The 20,894-nt window shown below is 67.9% G+C and carries 20 protein-coding genes; 6 read left to right on the top strand and 14 right to left on the bottom strand.

Annotated features, from left to right (window positions below):
• Positions 1–267: 267 nt before the first annotated feature.
• The 5 genes from ccsB to ASF30_RS16825 form a co-directional block, all read right to left on the bottom strand.
• The gene (gene ccsB, locus ASF30_RS16845) at positions 268–1,227 is read right to left on the bottom strand and encodes a c-type cytochrome biogenesis protein CcsB (protein ID WP_082468096.1); all 960 of its coding nucleotides are present in this window, start codon (positions 1,225–1,227) and stop codon (positions 268–270) included.
• A 51-nt stretch (positions 1,228–1,278) separates the two neighbouring features.
• A complete protein-coding gene (gene resB, locus ASF30_RS16840) occupies positions 1,279–2,991 on the bottom strand; it encodes a cytochrome c biogenesis protein ResB (protein WP_055910411.1) in 1,713 nt (570 codons plus the stop codon).
• Positions 2,992–3,064: 73 nt separating this feature from the next.
• Entirely contained in the window at positions 3,065–3,796 is a 732-nt protein-coding gene (locus ASF30_RS16835; RefSeq protein WP_200918473.1) for a cytochrome c biogenesis CcdA family protein, read from the bottom strand.
• A 25-nt stretch (positions 3,797–3,821) separates the two neighbouring features.
• Positions 3,822–4,436: a TlpA family protein disulfide reductase gene (locus ASF30_RS16830; protein WP_055909327.1), complete on the bottom strand. Its 615-nt coding sequence runs from the start codon at positions 4,434–4,436 to the stop codon at positions 3,822–3,824.
• Positions 4,436–5,080 carry a histidine phosphatase family protein gene (locus ASF30_RS16825; protein ID WP_055909324.1) on the bottom strand — a complete coding sequence of 215 codons (645 nt, stop codon included), beginning with the start codon at positions 5,078–5,080 and terminating at the stop codon, positions 4,436–4,438. The genes ASF30_RS16830 and ASF30_RS16825 overlap by 1 nt, the downstream gene beginning before the upstream one ends.
• Before the next feature lie 110 nt (positions 5,081–5,190).
• Here ASF30_RS16825 and aspS point away from each other — a divergent pair, with 110 nt between their 5' ends.
• The 3 genes from aspS to ASF30_RS16810 all read left to right on the top strand — a co-directional run bounded on the left by aspS (position 5,191) and on the right by ASF30_RS16810 (position 8,319).
• Entirely contained in the window at positions 5,191–6,531 is a 1,341-nt protein-coding gene (gene aspS, locus ASF30_RS16820) for an aspartate--tRNA(Asn) ligase (RefSeq protein ID WP_055909321.1), read from the top strand.
• Positions 6,532–6,656: 125 nt separating this feature from the next.
• Entirely contained in the window at positions 6,657–7,577 is a 921-nt protein-coding gene (locus tag ASF30_RS16815) for a formylglycine-generating enzyme family protein (protein WP_055909317.1), read from the top strand.
• A gap of 25 nt (positions 7,578–7,602) precedes the next feature.
• On the top strand, positions 7,603–8,319 hold the full coding sequence (locus ASF30_RS16810; protein ID WP_055909313.1) for a GAP family protein: 717 nt from the start codon (positions 7,603–7,605) through the stop codon (positions 8,317–8,319).
• Between the two features lie 28 nt (positions 8,320–8,347).
• Here the strand turns inward: ASF30_RS16810 and ASF30_RS16805 are convergent, their stop codons facing one another.
• From ASF30_RS16805 to ASF30_RS16790, 4 genes are all read right to left on the bottom strand, one after another.
• Positions 8,348–9,982, bottom strand: a complete 1,635-nt coding sequence (locus tag ASF30_RS16805) for a SulP family inorganic anion transporter (protein ID WP_082467984.1) — start codon at positions 9,980–9,982, stop codon at positions 8,348–8,350.
• Positions 9,979–10,935 carry an HAD family hydrolase gene (locus ASF30_RS16800; protein WP_055909310.1) on the bottom strand — a complete coding sequence of 319 codons (957 nt, stop codon included), beginning with the start codon at positions 10,933–10,935 and terminating at the stop codon, positions 9,979–9,981. Before ASF30_RS16800 ends, ASF30_RS16805 begins: the two co-directional genes overlap by 4 nt.
• A 3-nt stretch (positions 10,936–10,938) precedes the next feature.
• Positions 10,939–13,305 carry an arylsulfatase gene (locus ASF30_RS16795; RefSeq protein WP_055909308.1) on the bottom strand — a complete coding sequence of 789 codons (2,367 nt, stop codon included), beginning with the start codon at positions 13,303–13,305 and terminating at the stop codon, positions 10,939–10,941.
• Positions 13,306–13,390: 85 nt separating this feature from the next.
• Entirely contained in the window at positions 13,391–15,748 is a 2,358-nt protein-coding gene (locus ASF30_RS16790; protein WP_055909305.1) for an arylsulfatase, read from the bottom strand.
• Positions 15,749–15,952: 204 nt separating this feature from the next.
• On the opposite strand from ASF30_RS16790, the gene ASF30_RS16785 reads away from it, so the two are divergent.
• Positions 15,953–16,333 carry an SHOCT domain-containing protein gene (locus ASF30_RS16785; RefSeq protein WP_055909302.1) on the top strand — a complete coding sequence of 127 codons (381 nt, stop codon included), beginning with the start codon at positions 15,953–15,955 and terminating at the stop codon, positions 16,331–16,333.
• 147 nt (positions 16,334–16,480) lie between these two features.
• Here the strand turns inward: ASF30_RS16785 and ASF30_RS16780 are convergent, their stop codons facing one another.
• The 4 genes from ASF30_RS16780 to ASF30_RS16770 all read right to left on the bottom strand — a co-directional run bounded on the left by ASF30_RS16780 (position 16,481) and on the right by ASF30_RS16770 (position 17,848).
• A complete protein-coding gene (locus ASF30_RS16780; protein WP_055909299.1) occupies positions 16,481–16,729 on the bottom strand; it encodes a glutaredoxin family protein in 249 nt (82 codons plus the stop codon).
• 97 nt (positions 16,730–16,826) lie between these two features.
• Positions 16,827–16,925 carry a 30S ribosomal protein bS22 gene (locus ASF30_RS22355; protein ID WP_003792170.1) on the bottom strand — a complete coding sequence of 33 codons (99 nt, stop codon included), beginning with the start codon at positions 16,923–16,925 and terminating at the stop codon, positions 16,827–16,829.
• 116 nt (positions 16,926–17,041) lie between these two features.
• Complete coding sequence (locus tag ASF30_RS16775) at positions 17,042–17,236, bottom strand: helix-turn-helix domain-containing protein (protein ID WP_055909296.1); 195 nt, start codon at positions 17,234–17,236, stop codon at positions 17,042–17,044.
• Positions 17,237–17,413: 177 nt separating this feature from the next.
• On the bottom strand, positions 17,414–17,848 hold the full coding sequence (locus ASF30_RS16770; RefSeq protein ID WP_055909293.1) for an ArsR/SmtB family transcription factor: 435 nt from the start codon (positions 17,846–17,848) through the stop codon (positions 17,414–17,416).
• Positions 17,849–17,938: 90 nt separating this feature from the next.
• On the opposite strand from ASF30_RS16770, the gene ASF30_RS16765 reads away from it, so the two are divergent.
• On the top strand, positions 17,939–19,381 hold the full coding sequence (locus ASF30_RS16765) for a TrkH family potassium uptake protein (RefSeq protein ID WP_055909291.1): 1,443 nt from the start codon (positions 17,939–17,941) through the stop codon (positions 19,379–19,381).
• The gene (locus ASF30_RS16760) at positions 19,374–20,045 is read left to right on the top strand and encodes a potassium channel family protein (RefSeq protein WP_055909287.1); all 672 of its coding nucleotides are present in this window, start codon (positions 19,374–19,376) and stop codon (positions 20,043–20,045) included. Before ASF30_RS16765 ends, ASF30_RS16760 begins: the two co-directional genes overlap by 8 nt.
• Here ASF30_RS16760 and proC read toward each other — a convergent pair.
• A complete protein-coding gene (gene proC, locus ASF30_RS16755; RefSeq protein WP_055909284.1) occupies positions 20,042–20,878 on the bottom strand; it encodes a pyrroline-5-carboxylate reductase in 837 nt (278 codons plus the stop codon). The genes ASF30_RS16760 and proC overlap by 4 nt on opposite strands.
• Positions 20,879–20,894 lie beyond the last annotated feature (16 nt).

Here is a 20,894-nt window from a genome sequence, read left to right as displayed (position 1 = left end):
CGCTGCCGACCGAACGCAGCCGGCCGGCGCGCCGTCGCGCCAGTTGTGGCCGGCAGGCCGCGCTCCCTGCGGCCACACCTGGCGAGCGGGCAGCCGGCAAGCGACCACAAGTGGCGAACGGGCAGCCGGTGAGCGACCACAGGTGGCGAGCGGGTAGCCGGGGAGTGACCAGAAGTGGCGAGCGGGCAGCCGGTGAGCGACCACAAGTGGCGAGCGGGCGACGAGCAGCCACGCGTGGCGCGTGGCCGCGGCGCGCCAGCGCGCCTCCTACAGCCCCGAGTAGGCGTGCAGTCCCTTGAAGAACAGGTTCACGATGGTGAAGTTGAACAGTACGGCCGAGAAGCCGATGATCGCCAACCAGGCCGAGCGCGAGCCGCGCCATCCGCGGGTCGCACGTGCGTGGATGTAGCCGGCGAAGATGACCCAGATGATGAAGGTCCAGACTTCCTTCGTGTCCCAGCCCCAGTAGCGTCCCCAGGCCTTCTCGGCCCAGATCGCGCCGGCCATGAGGGTGAAGGTCCAGAGGATGAAGCCGATGATGTTGATGCGGTAGGCCAGAGCCTCGAGCTTCGTCGATGACGGCAGCGTGGCGAGCAGGCGCAGCCCGCCGGCCTTCGCACCGGCCACGAGGCTCTCACGCCGGAACTGGAGCAGTTGCACCACCGACAGGCCGAACCCGAGGGCGAACAGACCCACGGCCGTCGCGGCGACGAACACGTGGATGACCAGCCAGACCGACTGCAGTGCCGGCGGAAGCGGCGAGACGGCCACGTAGAAGTTGACCGATGCCAGGCCCAGCAGGATGAGCACGAGGCCCGTCACGAAGGTGCCGAGGAAGCGCACGTCGACGAAGAGGTTGGCCACCAGGAACACGGCGACGATCACGAGCGTGCCCGTCATGGCGAACTCGTACATGTTGGCCCACGGCACGCGTCCGGCGGCGAGACCGCGCAGGATGTCGGCCGACAGGTGGAGCAGCCAGGCGACGACCGTGAGCGCGACGCCCACGCGCAGCGAGGCCGAGCGCCCATAGCGCGGTGCGGCATCCGTCACCGGAGCCGACGGCGTGATCGTCGCGGTCGAGCCGTAGCCTCCGGCCGAGGCCGTGCCGGGAACGGCGGCGACGGATGCCGAGCCGCCCGCGTTCTCGACGACGTCGGCGGTCGACGACGAGCGCTTCGCCAGGTCCACCGCGTAGGCGATGAAGGCGAGCGCGTACACGGCCATGGCCGAGTACAGCGCAATGACGGACATCTCATCGAAGTTCACGGCTCAACCCTACGCTTCACGTGCGAATCCTGCGGCGTGCCGGTCGGCCACCGCTGCCACCGCGGCATCGAGCCCCGGGTCGTCGCCGCGCGCGAGCCCGGCGTACTCGAAGCGCAGTGCGCCGTCTCCGAGGTCGTGCACCTTCACCCAGACCCGGCGGCGCGGGATGAACAGGCTCGTGACGAGCCCCGCGAGCACGAGCAGAGCGAACACCAGCACCCACCCCTGCGTCGGGTCGTGGTGGATGTCGAGCGATGCGAAGCGCAGCACGGACTGGGAGTAGTCGGTGCCGGCGGTTCCGGCCGCGTCGCTCTCCTCGGTGACGGGAGGAGCCTCGTCGCCGCTCGGGTTCGCAGCGTCCTCGAACGTCACGGTGCCCAGGCCGTTCGGCAGCGCCTGCGTCTGCCCCGGCATGAGCTCGAGCGCCTTCGCCTCGGCCTTGCCGCCGGCGATCTCCGTCATCGAGTCGGTGTCGAGGGTGAACACGGAGGTCGGGGTGCCGGCATCGATGCCGAGGTCGCCCTCGAACACCTGCAGGGTGAGCACCGGGTACTCCAGGTCGGGGTAGCTCGAGAAGTACGGCGGCTCCTGGGCACCCTGCGTCGGGTAGAACAGTCCGATCATGCCGAGCTGCTTCGCAAGGCCGTCGGGAACCTTGACGACTCCGATGGAGGTGAGCTGGGCGTCTTGAGGGAGGAACGGGATCGAGTCCGTGAAGACGACCTTGCCGTCGGGATCACGCACCGTGATCGACGGCGCATAGCCGTTGCCGAGCAGGTAGATGTCGGTGCTTCCGGTGCGCAGCGGTTCATTCACCTTGATGGTCTGCTCGGTCGATTCGCCCGACGGGGCGCCGATCTGCACCGTCGCCGTGTAGTCGATCGGCTGGCCGAACGCCTTCTGGTTCTGCTGCTCGTAGGTGACGTCCATGTCGGTGAGGGTCAGCGAGTATGGGTCGAGGGAGTCGGGGTCGAAGAACCGGCCGGGGTTGAACGAGTCGTACGCGGCGAGGGTGTTGACGAAGGTCTGCCCCTCGACGAGCACTCGCTGGCCGCTGAACCCGAAGCCGCTGCCGAATCCGACAGTCACGAGGATGCCGACCAGTGCACTGTGGAAGACCAGGTTGCCGGTCTCGCGCAGGTAGCCGCGCTCGGCCGAGACGCTCTTCTCGCCGCTCTTCTCGAACACGGCCACCCTGTAGCCTGCCGACCGCAGCTGGGCGCGGGCCGCCTCCGCCGCGTCGTCGAGGGAGCCGATGCCGTCGCGCTCGGTGTAGCCGGCGAGCCGGCCCAGGCGCACGGGCGTACGCGGCGGCTTGGCCCGCAGGGCATCGAGGTGATGCTTGGTGCGCGGGATGACGCATCCGATGAGCGAGATGAACAGCAGGATGTAGATCGACGAGAACCAGGCCGAGCTGTAGACGTCGAAGGCCTGCAGCTTGTCGAGGAATGGCGCCAGGTCCGGGTTGTCGCGGAAGTACTGCGTGACGCCGTTCGGGTCGCTCGAACGCTGCGGAACGAGGGAGCCCGGAACCGCGGCTACGGCGAGGAGAAGCAGCAGGAACAGCGCGGTGCGCATGCTGGTGAGCTGGCGCCAGAACCAGCGCAGCCACCCGACGACGCCGAGCTTGGGCTGCACGATGTCGCCGCCGGAACCGCCAGGGCCGTCGCCGGATGGATCGACGGATGCCGCGGCGTCGATGTGGTCGTCGGGGCGGCGCAGCCGCTCCTCGGCGCCGCCACGGCCGTCCTCGTGCCCGTCGTTGCGCCCATTGTTCGAGGGGCGCCCGGTCTCATCAGAGGAAGAGGTCAAAGCCCGCCATCACCGCCTGCAGCTCGCTCATCCACGCCGTCCAGACTCCTGTCACCATCAGCACGCCGACAGCGATCAGCAGCACGCCTCCGATGATGTTGATCGTACGAATATGCCGTTTGAAGAATGTCACGGCTCCGGTCACCCAGCTGAGGCCGAGGGCCACCAGCAGGAAGGGTACGCCGAGGCCGATGCAGTACGCGATGCCGAGGACGGCACCACGCCAGGCCGACCCGGAATCCAGGCTGAGGCTGAGCACGGCCGCGAGGGTCGGGCCGATGCATGGTGTCCAGCCGATGCCGAAGACCACACCGAGCAGCGGAGCGCCGGCGAGTCCTGTCGCCGGCCGCCAGATCGGCTTGAACTGGCGCTGCAGGAACGTGAACTGGCCGATGAACACCAGGCCCATGACGATGACGACGACACCCAGGATGCGGATGATGAGGTCGGAGTAGACCTTGAGCCACACGCCGAGGGCGCCGATGGTGACGGTGTAGGCGACGAAGACCACGGTGAAGCCGAGCACGAACAGGGCGACGCCGAGCAGCAGGCGGCGGCGGTAGCGACGCTCTTCGGCCGCATCCGACGAGGCATCGGTGAAGCCGCCGATGTAGCCGAGGTATCCGGGAACGAGGGGCAGCACGCACGGCGAGAGGAAGGAGATGAGTCCGGCCGCTATGGCGATGGGGATGGCCGCGAGGAGCTGGCCGCTCATCACGATGTCGCCGACGCCGCCCACCTCAGTCGCTCTCGGCGATGGTGTCGCGCACGAGCGTCTCGAGGATGGATGGGCTCTGCAGCTGGCCGAGGATGCGGGCGGCGACCCGGCCCTGCTTGTCGAGCACCAGCGTCGTCGGGACGGCGTTGGCGGGAACCTTGCCGGCGAAGGCGAGCTGCACGGCGCCGGACTCGAGGTCCATGATCGACGGGTAGGTGACGCCGTACTTCTCGTCGAAGGCCTTCGCCTGTGCCGGCTGGTCGCGCACGTTCACGCCGACGAAGGTCGCGCCCTCGTCTCCGAACTCCTGATTGATGGATTCGAGGTCGGCGGCCTCGGCACGGCAGGGAGCGCATCCGGCGTACCAGAAGTTGACTACCACGACGTCGCCGGTGTGCTCGGTGGAGTCGAAGTCGGCCCCGCTCTCGGTGGTCCCCGAGAACTCGACGGGCTCGCCGCGATCGTCGGCGTCGATCTCGGTGACGGTTCCGTCGCCCGCCACGTAGTTCTTGCCGCTTCCGGCCCGGTACTGGTCGGCGAGGGGGTCACTCGAGCAGGCACCGAGGGAGACCACGGCGGCGAGGGCGATGCCGATGGCGACGGATGCGCGCACCCGGGACTGCAGGCGAGCGCGCATCAGACGGCTCCCACGTCTGTCGCCCCGGCGTGCAGGGGGGCTGCCGGATCGGAGTAGGCGACCTCGACGTAGCGGCCGTCGCGCTTCTCGAGGCTCGTGATGGAGGACAGGTCGCACCGCCGCTTGCGCGGATCGTGGGCGAGGCACTTGTCGGCGACGGAGCGGGCGACCATCCAGATGGGCAGCTGGTGGCTGACGATGATCACGTCGCCGCCGTCGACCGAGGCATCGGCATCGCGGATGCCGTCCATCATGCGGGCGGCGATGGAGGAGAACGGCTCGCCCCAGCTGGGCCGCAACGGGTTGCGCAGCTTGATCCAGTTGCGCGGCTGGCGCAGGGCGCCGTCGGGGCCCTGCATGCGCATGCCCTCGAAGTCGTTGGCAGGCTCGATGAAGCGCTCATCGAGCTGCGGGGTGAGGCCGAACGCCCGGGCGATGGGGGCCGCCGATTCCTGCGTGCGCTGGAGCGGAGACGCGAAGATGGCAGCGACGGGGCGACCTGATGCGACCAGTTCGTCGGCCGCGGCCTGCGCCATGCGCTGCCCGAGTGCTGAGAGCCCGAAGCCCTCGAGTCGTCCATAGAGGACGCGCTGAGGGTTCTCCACCTCTCCATGTCGCACGAGGTGGATTCGGGATGCTGCCACGCCCTCCAGTCTACGGAAGCCGAAACCGCGAGTTCGCCGTGAGAGCTGGGCTCGCTCTGCTCCAGCGCCACTCGATCGGCGGCGGGAGCGCCACGGTAGACTTTCCCCTTGTGACTCGTGTACTCGTGAAGAACCTCTCCGACCTCCCCGACGGCCCCGTGACGGTGTCGGGCTGGGTCGACACCGTTCGCGACCAGAAGAAGGTGCAGTTCGTCATCCTCCGCGATGAGTCGGGCGCCGTCCAGGTCGTGAACCCCGCGCTGCGCGAGCTTCCAGAAGAAGCCGCAGAGGGCGACGGCGCCAGACTGGCCACCACCGAGTCGATCTCCGCGCTCTCGCACGGCTCGTTCATCACGGTCACGGGCGAGCTCAAGAAGGACGAGCGCGTCAAGCTCGGTGGCCTCGAGGTCAAGCTCACGACGCTCGAGGTCGTGACCCCGGCCCACCCCGAGACCCCCATCGCCGCCGACTCGAGCCTCGACAAGCGCATGGACTGGCGCTTCCTCGACCTGCGCCACCCCAAGCAGAACCTGATCTTCCGCATCCAGACCACGTTCCTGCACGCTCTTCGCGGAGTCTGGGTCGAGAAGGGCCTGATCGAGATCCACACGCCGAAGCTCATGGCATCGGCATCCGAGTCCCGCGCCGAGCTCTTCGAGGTGGAGTACTTCGACGGCAAGGCGTACCTCGCCCAGAGCCCCCAGTTCTTCAAGCAGATGGCGCAGGCCGCAGGCTTCGGCGGCGTGTTCGAGGTGGGTCCGGCCTTCCGTGCCGACCCGTCGTTCACGAGCCGCCACGCGACGGAGTTCACCTCCGTCGACACCGAGATCAGCTGGATCGACTCGCACGACGACGTGATGGCGCTGCACGAGGAGCTCATGGTCGCCGGCTTCACGGCCGTCGTCGCCAAGCACGGTGCCGAGATCTCCGAGCTGTTCGGCATCGAGCTCCAGGTGCCCACGACGCCGTTCCCGCGCATCCCCCTCGCCGAGGCGAAGCAGATCGTCGCCGACCGCGGCTACGTCGTGCCCCGTGCCGACGACGACATGGACCCCGAGGGCGAGCGTCAGATCTCGGCCTACGTCAAGGAGACCTACGGGCACGACTTCGTCTTCCTCACGGACTACGCGTCGAGCATCCGGCCGTTCTACCACATGCGCCGCGAGGGCGACCCGAGCATCACGAACTCGTACGACCTCATCTACAACGGGGTCGAGATCTCCACGGGCGCCCAGCGCGAGCACCGCATCGACATCCTCGTGGAGCAGGCGAAGGACAAAGGCCTCGACCCCGAGGAACTCGCCTTCTACCTCGACTTCTTCCGCTACGGCGTTCCCCCTCACGGTGGATTCGGCATGGGCCTCGCGCGCGTGCTGATGCTCATGCTGGGCGAATCCTCGATCCGCGAGACCACGTACCTCTTCCGCGGTCCGACGCGCCTGCTGCCGTAGGCAGCGCTCGCCTGGTTTCGGCTCCGGCTCCGGCTCCGGCTCCGGCCACCCGAACTGCCCACTTCCGCCAGTGGTCCGCACCCCGGACTAGCGGAAGTGGGCAGTTCGGCGCATAGGCTCGAGCCATGACAGAACCCACCGAGATGGTGCCGCTCCAAGGCGGTACCTTCAGCATGGGCTCGACCTTCTACCCCGACGAGTCCCCGGTGCACGAACGCACTGTCGCGGCCTTCGAGATCGACCGGCATCCGGTCACGAATGCGCAGTTCGCCGACTTCGTCGACGCGACGGGCTACGTCACCGTCGCCGAACGCCCGCTCGACCCGGCCGACTTCCCCGGCGCGGACCCCGCCGACCTGGTTCCCGGCGGGCTCGTGTTCCGGCCGACCCCGGGCCCGGTCGACCTGCGCGACTGGCGGCAGTGGTGGACGTGGGGGGCCGGCGCCAGCTGGCGGCATCCGTTCGGTCCGGAGTCCTCCATCGACGACAGGCTCGACCATCCCGTCGTGCAGGTGAGCTTCGAGGACGCCTCGGCCTATGCGGCCTGGGCGGGCAAGCGACTGCCGACGGAGGCGGAGTGGGAGTTCGCGGCCCGCGGCGGCCTCGACGGCGCTCTCTACACCTGGGGCGACGAGCCCGACGCGCCGGCCGAACTCGGCGGCAACCACTGGCAGGGCTCCTTCCCGTTCCGCAACACCGGTGCGAACGGATGGGTGGGCACCTCCCCTGTCGGCTCGTTCCCGCCCAACGGCTACGGCCTGTTCGACTGCGCCGGCAACGTCTGGGAATGGACCACCGATTTCTACACCGAGCGCCACATCGTGCCGGGCACGGTGTTCGCCCAGGCCGGCGGGCGCCCCGATCTCCTCGCCGCCGCGAGCGCCGAGCCGGGTTCGCGCATCTCCCGCCGTGCGCTCAAGGGCGGGTCGCACCTGTGCGCACCGGAGTACTGCCTGCGCTACCGCCCTGCGGCGCGCTCGCCCCAGGCCGACGACACGGCGACGACGCACATCGGCTTCCGCTGCGCCCGAGACGTCCGGCCGTAGCCTCGTTCTGAACCGAGGGGTGAGCATGGGTCTACTGATCGTCGAGCTGATCCCGTTGGCCCTCGGCATCCTGCTGAGTCCACTCGCGTACATGGCCCTCATCGCCGTGCTCCTCTCCCGCCTCGCGCGGGTGAATGGCGTGGCATACCTGATCGGCTGGTCGATCGGGGTCGTCGGGGTGCTGGCGGTGTCGATCTGGGCGTTCGGGCTGCTGGAGGTGCCCGATCTCGGGCCGGCGCCGATCTGGGTGTCGGTCGTGCGACTGCTCGTCGGGGCCTTCCTCGTCTTCGCCGCCGTCTGGGTCTACCGTCGCGGCGCGGCGCACGTGAGGCAGATGGCGAAGGCGTCGACTCCACGAGAGGTCGCCGCCGCAGCCCCTCAGCTGCCCGGCTGGCTGCAGGCCATCGACACCTTCAAGCCGGGTCGTTCGCTCCTGCTCGGCACCGGCATCTTCACCTTCAACCCCATCGATGCCTCCTGCGCCATCCTCGCCGGCCTCGACATCGCGCTCGCCGGGCTCCCCGATGCCCAGTCGATCGCCGTCGGCACCGGCTTCGCCGTCATCGGCATCCTCCCCATCGCCGTGCCGGTCGTCCTCGTCCTGGTGCGCGGCGAGAAGGCGCAACCGTTCCTCGACGGAACGCGCACCTGGATCGCCGGGCACAACAGCGTTCTCAATGCCGCTCTGCTCCTCGTGATCGGTGTCCTTCAGTTGCAGAAGGCGATCACCGCGCTCCTCTGACGGCGGACGCCGGAACGCAGGTCGCGGCTCAGGGACTAGGCGACGGGCCCGCGACGGCGTCCTCGACGGTCGCGAAGGAGCGCCCCGACGCGAGCACTCGGCGGTACCACTCGGTGCGCCCGGCGATCTCGGCCGCCGACGCCGGCACGCCCGCCAGCCGCAGCTGCACGCCGGTCTCGGCGAGTTCGCGGTCGAGGTCCTCGAGGGCGTCGAGCACTGTCACCGAGGTCTCCCGCATCCGTCTGACATCGAGCACGACGGATGCCACCGGCCTGGCCGCGTCGACGGCATCGAGCACCGCCAACTCGGTCTCGAGCACGTTGGCCGTGTACATCGGGTTGCCCACGGTGATCACGAGAACGTCGCCGATGCGGTCGGCCGCCGCCACGCGCACCTTGTTGAGAGCGTGCAGCACCTCCGCGAGGGTCACGATGACGCCGACGGCGACCGCCGCGAGCAGTCCGGCGACGAGGCCGACGACAGCCGTCGAGAGCGCGATCCAGAAGTCCCGCGGGTTGATGCGCGCCAGCCGCGCGAGCCCCCGCACGTCGATCAGGCCGATCACGGCGACGATCACCATCGACGCCAGGGTGGCCTGCGGAAGCAGGCTGAGCACAGGACCGAGGAACAACGCCACGACCACGGCGAGCACCACCGTCACGAGCGCCGACACCTGCGAGCGTGCACCGGCGCCCTGGTTCACGGCGCTCTGCGAGAAGCCGCCGGCCGCGGGCATCGACTGGAAGAACGACCCGGCGACGCTCGCAACGGCTGTGGCGAGGAGTTCCTGGTTGCTCTGGATCTGCGTCTCTCCGGCCCGACGGATGCCGCGGGCCACAGCCGCGGACTCCAGGAACGCCATCACAGCGATCGCGAGCGCCCCGGGCAGCAGCGCCCCGACATTGTCGAACGACGGCAGCACCACTGCCGGGAGCCCGGCGGGGACCTCGGCGATGAGTTCAACGCCGGCATCCGTCACGTTCGTGAGTGCGACGAGGAGGATGCCCCCGATCACCACGATGAGCGGGCCGGGCACGCGCGGGGCGAAGCGCTTGAGCACCAGCAGCACCGCGATCGAGACCGCCGACAGTACGACGGTGGCCGGATTCGCGCCGGGCAGCGCCTCGGCCACCCCGACCAGCGAGCGGATGAATCCGTGCCCCGAGTAGTTCGACGTCTCCCCGAGGAGCTTCGGCAGCTGCCCGACGGCCACCGTCGCTCCCACGCCCACCTGGATGCCGATGATCGTGGGCTTGTTGATCGCCTCGACGAGCGACCCGAGCTTGAACAGGCGGGCGAGCAGCAGCAGGACGCCCACCAGGAGCGTGAGCGTCATGAGGTCGCGGGACGGCTCGTCCGAGGCGACGGCGACGCCGGCGGACACCAGCGTCGTCGCCGTGAGCGTCGCGATGGTCGACGTCGTCGACACGCTCATCGCGCGCGATCCGCCGAGCATCGCGTAGACGAGCATCGGCACCATGCAGGTGTAGAGGCCCACCTGCACCGGCAGGTTCGCGATGGTCGCGTACGCCATCGCCTGGGGAACGACGACAGCACCGGCACTGAGTCCGGCGAGGGCGTCGTTCAGCAGGAACGACGCCCTGTAGCCGACGAGGGTCGGCAGCCACCACCGGCGCAGCGATGACGTGGCGGCTGTCGTCACGCGCCCGCCTCGGCTTCTGCGGCATCCGGGAACACGACCGACCAGTCGTCCTTCACGCTGACGACGGTGATTCCGGATGCCGCGTCGGACGCAGCATCCAGCGCAGCCTCGGCGCCCTTGTCGTAGGGCGTGTCGCCGCGGCCGGTGTCGTCGTCGTGGTGAACGAGCAGGGAGAGGCTCCGGGCGCTGCCGTTCGTGTAGCGCAGCATCGGGATGTCGCCGTTCGAGTTGCCTGCAGCGAGGATCGGCCGCCGTCCGATGCGGGTCCAGATGCGCACGGGCTTGATCGGGCCGTCGTCGAGGAAGTCGAAGCTGCTGCCGTAGCGCACGGAGTTGGACTCCTCGTCGTAGACCAGGCCCACGGCCGAGCCGATCACGCGCTCCGGGGGGATGCCGTAGTAGTCCACTGTCATCGGTCGCATGAAGTCGCGGTCGCCGCCCGAGACGATGTAGCAGGTGAAGCCGTTGGCCTCGAGGTAGCTCAGGAGCTCGATCATCGGCTCGTAGACCACGCCCGAGTACGTGCGCTCCAGCACGGGATGCAGCGCGTCGCGGTAGAAGTCGGCGACGGATGCCGCGTAGTCCTCGACGCTCTCGTTCGCCGTCGCGGCGATGATCGCCCCGACGATGGCGTGGAGGTCGGAGTCGTCACCGGCGTAGTGCTTGTCGACCGCCGCGCCGAGCCAGGAGAGGTCGCCGGTGGCGACGGCCGTGTACGGCTGCTGCGAGGCGAGCGACGGATCGGTCTTCGCCGCCGCTCCCCAGCGCTGCACGAGGTAGTGCAGCTGGGTGGGCATCGGCTTCTCGGTCCAGAGCGTGCCGTCGTTGTCGAAGACCGCGATGCGCTCCTCGACGGGAACCGCATCAGGACCGTCGCCGGTCACCCGCTCCACGAAGTCCATGATCGTGGAGCGGGTGGCCGTGTCACGCCAGGAGAGGAGAACGGCGCTCACGCGCTACTGCTTGAGCATCGCGACGGCGAGTCTGTGCTCGTCGTCGATGAGGTGCGAGTGGTCGTCGTCACCGAGGTCGATCCGCACCCAGTCGAGGGTTCCGGTGAACTCGTTGCCCTGCGCCGTGTAGTCGGTGGACACCGGTGAGGCCAGGTCGACTCCGACATCCGTGGTCTCGTCGAAGGTGAACTGGAACGGGATGGTCTTCTCCACCCGGCCCTCGCCGATCTGGTCGCCGTCGGCGAAGAGCGACACGGTACCGCCCTTGGCCACCCCACCGCCGTCGTAGGCGAAGTGCGCCTTGAGCTCGGTGGTGCCGGCCGGCACTGGCGCGTCGGAACGCACGATGTCCAGCTGGATCCCGAGCAGATTGTACGCGAACGCCAGTTTGCCGTCGATCCCGTACACGGACCACCCGCCGTAGGCGCCGCCCTGCGCGATCACCACGCCCTGGGCGCCGCCCTCGGGAACCTCGACCTTGGCCGTCACCGTGAACGACTTGTTCTTGATGTTGATGGACGAGTTCTCGCTGAGCCTGCGCATCCCGCGGTAGAACGTCTGGGTCTGCGCCGTGACCAGTGCCGGGCGACCGGCGATGTCGGGGTTCATGCGCTCGGCCGAACGGATGTCGAGCGGCAGCACGTTGAACCGTGCCGCCTGGATGAGGAACAGTTGCTGCAGGTGAGCGAGCTTGGCGGGCTCCTGGGCCGCGAGATCGTTGGACTGCGTCCAGTCCTCGTCGACGTTGTAGAGCTCCCAGACGTCGTCGTCGAGCCCGTGGCTGGAGGCGAGCCACGGGTCCTTGTGCTTGGCGACCGCGGTCCAGCCCTTGTGGAAGATGGCGCGGTTGCCGATCATCTCGAAGTACTGGGTGGTGTGCTGCTCGTCGGCGTCGGCGGCATCCGCCGCGAAGGTGTAGTTCATCGCCGTGCCCTCGTAGGGTCGCTGGGTGACGCCGTTGACCGTCGACGGCTCCGGGATGCCGGCGGCCGCGAGAACTGTGGGGGCGACATCGATGACGTGACTGAACTGGTTCCGGATGCCGCCCTTCTCCACCCCGCCGTTCGGCCAGCTCACGATCGTGCCGTTGCGGGTTCCGCCCCAGTGCGATGCGACCTGCTTCGTCCACTGGTACGGGGTGTCCATGGCGTGGGCCCAGCCCACCGCGTAGTGGTTGTAGGAGTTCGGAGTTCCGATGTCGTCGATGTGCGCGGCGACGTACTCCTCGCTCTCGATCTCGTTCATGTGGTTGATCGTGAAGCCCTCGTTGGTGGTGCCGTGCATCGAGCCCTCTGCCGAGGCGCCGTTGTCTCCGATGATCACGTAGACGAGGGTGTCGTCGAGGATGCCGAGCTCCTCATAGGCGTCGAGCAGCTTTCCCACGTAGTGGTCGGCGTAGGCGAGGAAGCCGGCGTAGACCTCCATCTGACGGGCGAGCGCCGGCTTGATGACGTCGCTCATCTCGTCCCACGACGGGATGCCGGGGCTCCGCTCGGTGAGCACTGCATCGGCTGGGATGACGCCCAGCTCGAGTTGGCGGGCGAAGGTCTCCTTGCGGATCTCGTCCCAGCCCTGGTCGAACTGGCCCTTGTACTTGTCGGCCCACTCCGTCGGCACGTGGTGCGGTGCGTGCGTGGCGCCCGGTGCGAAGTAGGTGAAGAACGGCTTGTCCGGCGCGAGCGACTTCTGCTGACGGGTCCAGTCGATGGCCTTCTCGGTCATGTCGGCCATGAAGTGGTAGCCCTCTTCCGGAGTTCCCCACGGTTCGACGGGAGAGGTGTTCTCGTAGATGGCCGGGTACCACTGGTTGGTCTCGCCGCCGAGGAACCCGTAGAAGTGCTCGAAGCCGTTGCCGGGGCTCGGCCATCCGTCGAAGGGCCCGACGGCACTCGCCTGCCACACCGGAACTTCGTGGCACTTGCCGAACTGGGCCGTGTTGTAGCCGTTGAGCTTCAGAGTCTCGGCCAGCGGAGCACAGCTGTTCGGGCGGAGGGAGTTGTAGCCGGGAGCGCTCGTGGCGATCTCGGTGATGCCACCCATGCCCACGGTGTGGTGATTGCGGCCCGAGAGCAACGCAGCGCGGGTCGGCGAGCAGAGGGCCGTGGTGTGGAAACGGGTGTACTTGAGGCCCGCAGCGGCGACGCGCTCGAAGTTCGGCGTCTGCACCGGGCCGCCGAAAGCGCTCGATGCTCCGAAGCCGGTGTCGTCGATCAGCACGACCAGCACGTTGGGAGCACCCTCCGGCGGCAGCAGCCGCTCGATCGGCGGGTAGTGGGTGTCGGGATCCGTCGCGTCGTAGGTGACCGTGCCGGTGTACGCCAGGTCCGGGATGGGCAGGGCGCTGCGCTGGATGTTCTCGTTGCTGGTCATTCTTCGTTTCCCTCTACGTATCGCTGCTGCACGTGATGATGGGGACGCGGCGCACCTTCACGATGGCGCACCGCATCCGGCAGTCCTACTGGTGGCGCATCGCCGCCTGCAGCCATTCCTCGGGATCGATGAGGTGGCTGTGGTCGTCGAGGCCGAGCTCGATCTCGGCCCAGTCGAGCTTGCCGGTGAACCGGCCCTGCTCGGTCGTGTAGCCCTCGTACGCAGGCATGCCCGTGTCGATGCCCACATCGAGTCCCTCGTCGAAGGAGAAGTACATCGGGTGGGTGCGCTTCACCGTCGCCGGGGTTCCGGATGCCGCACCGTCGATGTACAGCGTGACTGTGCCGCCGCGCCCGATGCCTCCACCGTCGTACGCGAACTCGGCACGCACCTGGTGCTTCCCGGCGCCGATGGCGGCATCCGTCAGTGCCGTCGAACGAAGCAGGCCGCAGAAGTTGTAGTGGAAGCCGAGTCTGCCGCCCTCGGCGAAGAACGACCAGCCGCCGGTGCGACCTCCTTGGGCGACGATGGCACCCTCGAGCGCTCCGTCATCCGGAACCACGATCTCGGCCGTCACCGACCACGAGCGGTTCTTCACGTTGATGGCCACGTTCTCGTTGAGACGTGTCATGCCCTCGTAGAGCCGCAGGGTGTCGCCCTGCACGATCGTCGGCCTGCCGGCGAACTCGGGGTTCATGCGCTGGGCGGCCCTGTCGTCGAGCGGGATGACGTTGTAGCGCGTCGCCTCGATGAGGAAGAGTTGCTGCAGTTCGGCCAGCTTCTCGGGGTTCTCCTTGGCGAGGTTGTTCGACTGGGTCCAGTCGACGGTCGTGTCGTAGAGCTCCCAGACGTCGTCGGAGAAATCGGGCGCGGCGCTCACCACGTCCCACGGGGTGCGGTGGCGGGTCTGCGCCGTCCAGCCGCGGTGGTAGATGCCGCGGTTGCCCATGATCTCGAAGTACTGGGTGTTGTGCTTCTCGGCGGCGGCGGCGTCATCGAACGAGTAGGCCATGGAGACCCCGTGCATCGGCACCTGGGTCACGCCGTTCACGGTGTGCGGCTGGGCGAGACCGGCGAGGTCGAGGATGGTCGGGGCGACGTCGATGACGTGGTGCCACTGAGTGCGCACCTCGCCTTTCGCCTCGATGCTGCTCGGCCAGTGCAGGATCGTTCCGTTGCGGGTTCCGCCATAGTGCGACGCGACCTGCTTGGTCCACTGGTACGGCGTGCACATGGCGTGCGCCCAGCCGACCGCGTAGTGGTTGTAGGCCTCGGGCCCCCCGATCTTGTCGAGGTTCTCGGTCCAGAACTCGGTGGTCTCGTACTCGGCACCGCCGTTTGCCGCCGTCGAGAGCATGAAGGCGCCGTTCAGGCCGCCCTCGGCCGATGCCCCGTTGTCGCCGATGATGTACAACACGAGGGTGTCGTCGAGGATGCCGAGTCCCTCCAGCGCATCCACGACGCGGCCGGTGTGGTGGTCGGCGTACTCGAGGAAGGCGCCGTAGACCTCCATCTGATGAGCGAGGATCGGCCGCATGGCCTCGTCGGTCTCGTCCCACGCCGGGATGCCCTCCGAACGCTCGGTGAGCACAGCATCCGCCGGGATCACTCCGAGCGCCTTCTGGCGGTCGAAGGTCTCCTCGCGGAGCCTGTCCCAACCCTGGTCGTACTTGCCCTTGTGCTTGGCGATCCAGTCCTTCGGCACGTGGTGCGGGGCGTGGGTGGCACCGGGCGCGAAGTAGATGAAGAACGGCTTGTCGGGCGTGAGCGCCTTCTGCTGGTTGATGTACTGGATCGTCTTGTCGGCGAGGTCCGGCATCAGGTGGTAGTCGGGGTCGGTCGGCGGCTCGATGAATCCCACGCCGTCGATGAGTGCCGGCGTCCACTGGTTGGTCTCGCCGCCGATGAAGCCGTAGAACTTCTCGAAGCCGCTGAACGCAGGCCAGTGGTCGAATGGACCGGTCGGGCCGCTCTCCCAGACCGGCACCTCATGGCACTTGCCGAACTGGGCCGTGTTGTAGCCGGACTGCCGCAGGATCTCGGGCAGTGGCACGCACGAGTTCGGACGCGTCGACCTGTACCCGGGCGACGGCGTCGCCGTCTCGGTGATCTGACCCATGCCGACCTGGTGATGGTTGCGCCCGGAGAGCATGGCCGCCCGGGTCGGCGAGCAGATGGCCGTCGTGTGGAAGCGGCTGTAGCGCAACCCGCCCGCGGCGAGGCGCTCGGCCGTCGGCATGGGCACCGGACCGCCGAAAGCACTGGACGCGCCGAAGCCGACGTCGTCGAGGAGAACGAGGAGCACATTCGGGGCCTTCTTCGGCGGCCGCTTCATCTCGATGGGAGGGAGCTTCTCCTCCATCTTCTTCGCGTCCATCACCATCGGACCCGTGTAGACCTGATCCGGAACGGGAAGCACGCTTCCCGGAAGTACCTCTGACACTGATTCCCCGTTCGACCTTCTGGCGCAAGCGCGTTCTTCTCGACACTCTCACAAGCGAGCGGCGCTCACAATGCACGACGCGGGTCGTCATGACACACGGTGCGTGAATCATGAACTCTTTTCAGTTGCGATACATTGATGGCGACTACTGGCACCGGGATGGTCGCCGGTAACACCTGAACAACAACGGGAAAGGACTCCTCTATGTGGGGTAACTTCTGGGACATCATCTGGATCTTCTTCTGGAGCTTCGCCTTCATCGCCTACCTGATGGCGCTGTTCGCGATCATCGGAGACCTCTTCCGCGACCACAAGCTGAGCGGTTGGTGGAAGGCCGTCTGGATCATCTTCCTGTTGTTCGTGCCGTTCCTCACCGCTCTCGTCTACCTGATCGCGCGCGGCCAGGGCATGGCCGAGCGCCAGCTCAAGGACGTCAGGGCCGCTCAGCAGGCCAACGACGCCTACATCAAGCAGGTCGCCGGTTCGAGCGCTGCTGATGAGATCGCCAAGGCGAAGGCCCTGCACACCGCGGGAAGCATCACCGACGAGGAGTACGCGGCCCTCAAGGCCAAGGCCCTCGCGTAAGCGACAGCAACACCCTGACAGGGCGATCGGCGCACCCGCGCCGGTCGCCCTTTCTGTTCCCCGGCCGAGGGCCGAGCGAAGCGACCGCCGAGGGCCGAGCGAAGCGACCGCCCGAGGCGCGCTAAGGCCTCCGACTCCGCCGGGGCTTCAGCGGACGGGGGCCTTCAGCGCCGACCGCAGGCGCTCCGCGTCCACACGCCAGTAGGTGTGCACCGCCCCGTCGATCAGCAGCACGGGGATCTCCTCGGCCCACCGATCGCGCAGTGACTCGTCGTCGAGGATGGACAGCTCGTCGAGGGCGGCATCCGGGAACTCGGCCAGCACTGCCGTGACCACGGCACGGGCGTCGTCGCACAGGTGGCAGCCGGGCTTGCCGATGAGGGTCAGCGTCGTCATGGTCCAACGCTACGCACTGTCGACGCGGAATGCGGTTAATGCAGAAAGCGCCCGACCATGACGGTCGAGCGCTCGTGCAAGTAGAAGTCGGAAGACTCTACTTCTTGTTGCGACGCTGGTGGCGAGTCTTGCGAAGCAGCTTGCGGTGCTTCTTCTTCGCCATGCGCTTGCGACGCTTCTTGATTACAGAACCCACGCGAACCTCACACGAATCGGGGGCGACCGGCGGATGCTCGGCCACACGAAGTGCCCAGTCTACCGGATGGAACGGCCGCGCGGTGCCACGAGGGGGAACTCGGCAGGCGGCGACCGCTAGGCGGTGTCGGCGACGTGGTTCTCCACCGCGGCGGCCACGGCGGATTCCGGCACCCTGAAGGATCGGCCGAAACGGATGGCGGGAAGGTCACCGGAGTGCACCAGGCGGTACACCGTCATCTTCGAGACGCGCATCATCTCGGCGACCTCGGCCACGGTGAGGAACCGCACATCGGAGAGATCGCTCGTCATGATGGTGACCTTTGCTCGCGGCCGTCGAGGCCTTCAGCCCTACTCGAGTCAACGGGTGTGACTGGAGTGTTTAACGAGACTCTAGAACTCGCGACCCGCGCCGTCCACTGTCAATTCGGCATCCGGCCGCGGCTCGACCCCGCCCAACCAGCGGTGAACCCGCGGCGAACCGGGCGATCAACGCCGCCAGGACTTGGGCCTGACCTCTTTGACGGCGCTCGTGACCTGGTGGGAGGCATCGGCGACGGCCTTGCCGATGGCGGCGGCGAAGGCCTTCTGCTCCTCCTTCAACCCCTCGGCCGTCTGCTCGGCCACGGCGGCCTCGAAATCGACGCTGAGGAAGGGGATGAGCCAGTCCTCGATCTCCTCGAGCGGGGCGTAGACCAGGTGGTAGTAGCGATGCTGGCCCTCTTCGCGCACTCCGACGAGGCCGGCCTCGCGCAGCACCTTGAGGTGCTTAGAGACCGTCGGCTGGCTGAGTCCCAGTTCGGCGACGATGGCCGAGACGCTGATCTCGCTCGGACGAGTCGACCCCTCGGTGTGATGCGCGAGCAGGGTGCCGAGGATGTCGCGTCTGGTGGCATCAGCCACAACGTCGAAGATGTCCGCCATGGTGCAAGGTTAGTCAGTCCGACCGGGGAGTACCATGACATTTCGGACCGCCGCCGGAACGATTCGGCTTCACAGGGAACGAGGGGCGTGATGCAGCGCAGTCTGGCGTCGCGCGGATTCGTCACCCCGTCCCGATCCACCCTGGGACGCATCCGCGATGGCATCGACTTCCTCGCCAGGCAGTCCCCCGCCCGGTTCGCCATCCTCATCTTCACGGCGCTCATCCTGCTGTGGACGCTGATGCTCTCGCTGCCGATCGCGGCCCACGACCGCTCGATGACGCCACTGGCCGATGCTCTGTTCACAGCCGTCTCGGTCATCTGCGTGACAGGGCTGTCGACGGTCGACATGGCGACCCACTGGTCGGCGTTCGGCAACGCCCTCATCTACATCGGCGTGAACATCGGCGGCATCGGCGTGCTGACTCTCGCCTCCATCCTCGGCCTCGTCGTGTCGCGCCGCATCAGCCTGCGCACCCGCCTGATGGCGGCCAGCGACAGCAACCCGTCGCGCATCCACGTCGGCCCGGTCAATGAAGGTCAGGCCGTGCGCCTGGGTGAGGTGGGAAGCCTCCTCGCCACCGTCGCGATCAGCGCGCTGGCGATCGAGGCGATCACAGCGCTGGTGCTGTTCCCCCGGGTACTGGCTGCCGGCTACGACGTCCTCCACGCGATCTGGTACAGCCTCTACTACTCCGCGATGGCGTTCACGAACACCGGCTTCCTGCCGAACCCCGAGGGCCTGACGCCGTTCGAGCACGACTACGTGTTCCTCGCCGGTCTCATGTTCGGGGTCGTGCTCGGTGCGATCGGCTTCCCCGTGATCTATGCGGTGGTGCGGCTGTGGCGGTCTCCGCGCAAGTGGACGGTCCACGTGAAGATCACGCTGTTCACCTTCGCCGTACTCCTGGTCGCCGGGGCCGCGGCCTTCATCTGGCTCGAGTACGACAACCCGAAGACCTTCGGCGGCCTGAACGCCTTCGACACCGTCTTCCAGTCCTTCTTCATGTCGGTCATGACGAGGTCCGGAGGCTTCTCGACGATCGACATCTCCGACCTGCACGGGTCGAGCCTGCTCGTCGCCGACATGCTGATGTTCATCGGCGGCGGGTCGGCGTCGACGGCCGGAGGCATCAAGGTCACCACCCTCGCCGTGCTGTTCCTCGCCGCCTTCGCTGAGGCGCGCGGTCGCGACGCGATGGAGGCGTTCGGTCGCCGCATCCCCCGCGACATCCTGCGCCTCGCCGTCAGCGTGGTGCTCTGGGGAGCCACGACGGTCGCCGTCTCCAGCATCCTGCTGCTGCATATCACCAAGGCATCTTTGGACATCGTGCTGTTCGACGTGATCTCGGCATTCGCCACCTGCGGGCTGTCGACAGGACTCACCCAGGACCTGCCGACGGCCGGCGTCTACGTGCTGTCGGCGACGATGTTCATGGGTCGCGTTGGTACAGTGACACTCGCTGCGGCCCTGGCGGCCAGCCAGTCCCGACAGCTGTTCAAGCGTCCGGAAGAGAGGCCCATCGTTGGTTGACCGCATCAAGCACGACGCCCCAGTGCTCGTCATCGGCCTCGGCCGCTTCGGGGCGGCCACCGCCGGCCAGCTCGATCGCCTCGGTCGCGAGGTGCTCGCCGTCGACGACAACGAACTGCTGGTGCAGAAGTGGTCGGAGCGGGTGACCCACGCCGTGCAGGCGGACGCGAAGTCCATCGACGCACTGCGCCAGATCGGCGCGCAGGACTTCTCGATCGCCGTCTGCGCCGTCGGCTCCAGCGTCGAGGCCTCAGTGCTCATCACGGCGAACCTCGTCGACCTCAAGATCCCGCAGATCTGGGCGAAGGCCATCTCGACCTCGCACGGCAAGATCCTCGAGCGCATCGGCGCCAATCACGTGATCTACCCCGAGCGCGAGGCCGGCGAGCGCACAGCGCATCTGGTGAGCGGGCGGATGCTGGACTTCATCGAGTTCGACGACGACTTCGCCCTCGTCAAGATGTATCCGCCGAAGCCGATCCGCGGCCTCTCGCTGCACGACTCCGGTGTGCGCTCCAAGTACCGCATCACCGTCGTCGGCGTGAAGAGCCCGGGCAAGCCGTTCACCTACGCGACGGAGCAGACCGTCGTCTCAGACCACGACCTGATCATCGTGTCGGGCACCGAAGCCGACATCGAGCGCTTCGCGGCGCTCGGCGGCTAACTCGCCGCCAGTTCCTTCGCCCGGGCGAGGGCGGCATCCGTCGCCTCGTCGAAGACGCTTTTGAGCCCGGCCTGCTCGAGCACGGCGACGGCCCGCTCCGTCGTGCCCTTGGGGCTGGTGACCCGGCGCCGCAGCTCGGTCGGGTCGACATCCGAGACCGCCAGCATCTCGCTCGCGCCGCGGAACGTGCCCTCGACCATGGTGCGGGCCTGTTCGGGCGTGAAGCCCTTGTCGACCGCCGCCGCCGTGAGTTGCTCCATCAGGTAGAAGACGTAAGCGGGCCCGGATCCCGAGATGGTGGAGAGGGCGTCGATCTGCTCCTCGGGAACCACCAGCACCTCTCCGACGGTCTCGAACAGCGCGACGGCGAGCGCGAGGTCGGCCTCGCTCGAGCGGGTACCGGCCGAGACTCCGGTGACAGCCCGGCCGACGACGGCAGGAGTGTTCGGCATCGAGCGCACGACGGAGACCGACTCCGGCAGCAGCGCCTCGAACGTCGCGACGGTGACTCCGGCGGCGACGCTGACCACCACCGTTCCCGGTGCGAGGGCGTCGGCGATCTCGCGCAGCAGGTCGGGCACCATCGCGGGCTTCACGGCGACGACCACGAGCCTCGCTCCGCTCACGGCGGCCCTGTTGGCGTCGGCATCCGTCTCCGTGGCCGTGGCCGTCACGCCCTCGAGGGCGTCGAGCTCCGCCGCCTTCTCGGACGAGCGGTTGGTGGCACGGATGCCGCCGGCCACCGTGACGTCGGGCTGGAGGAGTCCGCTGATGATGGCCCGCGCCATCGACCCGGCACCGAGGAAGGCGATCGTGGGGAGTTCTGTGCTCACGCGACCATCCTAGGAT

It is taken from the genome of Leifsonia sp. Leaf264 (genome assembly GCF_001422325.1).
Lineage (GTDB): Bacteria > Actinomycetota > Actinomycetes > Actinomycetales > Microbacteriaceae > Orlajensenia.
The sequence above is the reverse complement of the archived record's forward strand: the minus strand, read 5'-3'. Positions and strand labels throughout refer to the sequence as shown.

What these genes read in the sequence shown, in the direction of transcription:
- ccsB (WP_082468096.1), bottom strand. Translation starts at nt 1,227, where the DNA reads ATGGCCGTGTACGCGCTCGCCTTCATCGCCTACGCGGTGGACCTGGCG.
- ASF30_RS16835 (WP_200918473.1), bottom strand. Translation starts at nt 3,796, where the DNA reads ATGAGCGGCCAGCTCCTCGCGGCCATCCCCATCGCCATAGCGGCCGGA.
- ASF30_RS16830 (WP_055909327.1), bottom strand. Translation starts at nt 4,436, where the DNA reads ATGCGCGCTCGCCTGCAGTCCCGGGTGCGCGCATCCGTCGCCATCGGC.
- ASF30_RS16815 (WP_055909317.1), top strand. Translation starts at nt 6,657, where the DNA reads ATGACAGAACCCACCGAGATGGTGCCGCTCCAAGGCGGTACCTTCAGC.
- ASF30_RS16810 (WP_055909313.1), top strand. Translation starts at nt 7,603, where the DNA reads ATGGGTCTACTGATCGTCGAGCTGATCCCGTTGGCCCTCGGCATCCTG.
- ASF30_RS16795 (WP_055909308.1), bottom strand. Translation starts at nt 13,305, where the DNA reads ATGACCAGCAACGAGAACATCCAGCGCAGCGCCCTGCCCATCCCGGAC.
- ASF30_RS16785 (WP_055909302.1), top strand. Translation starts at nt 15,953, where the DNA reads ATGTGGGGTAACTTCTGGGACATCATCTGGATCTTCTTCTGGAGCTTC.
- ASF30_RS16780 (WP_055909299.1), bottom strand. Translation starts at nt 16,729, where the DNA reads ATGACGACGCTGACCCTCATCGGCAAGCCCGGCTGCCACCTGTGCGAC.
- ASF30_RS16775 (WP_055909296.1), bottom strand. Translation starts at nt 17,236, where the DNA reads ATGACGAGCGATCTCTCCGATGTGCGGTTCCTCACCGTGGCCGAGGTC.
- ASF30_RS16770 (WP_055909293.1), bottom strand. Translation starts at nt 17,848, where the DNA reads ATGGCGGACATCTTCGACGTTGTGGCTGATGCCACCAGACGCGACATC.
- ASF30_RS16765 (WP_055909291.1), top strand. Translation starts at nt 17,939, where the DNA reads ATGCAGCGCAGTCTGGCGTCGCGCGGATTCGTCACCCCGTCCCGATCC.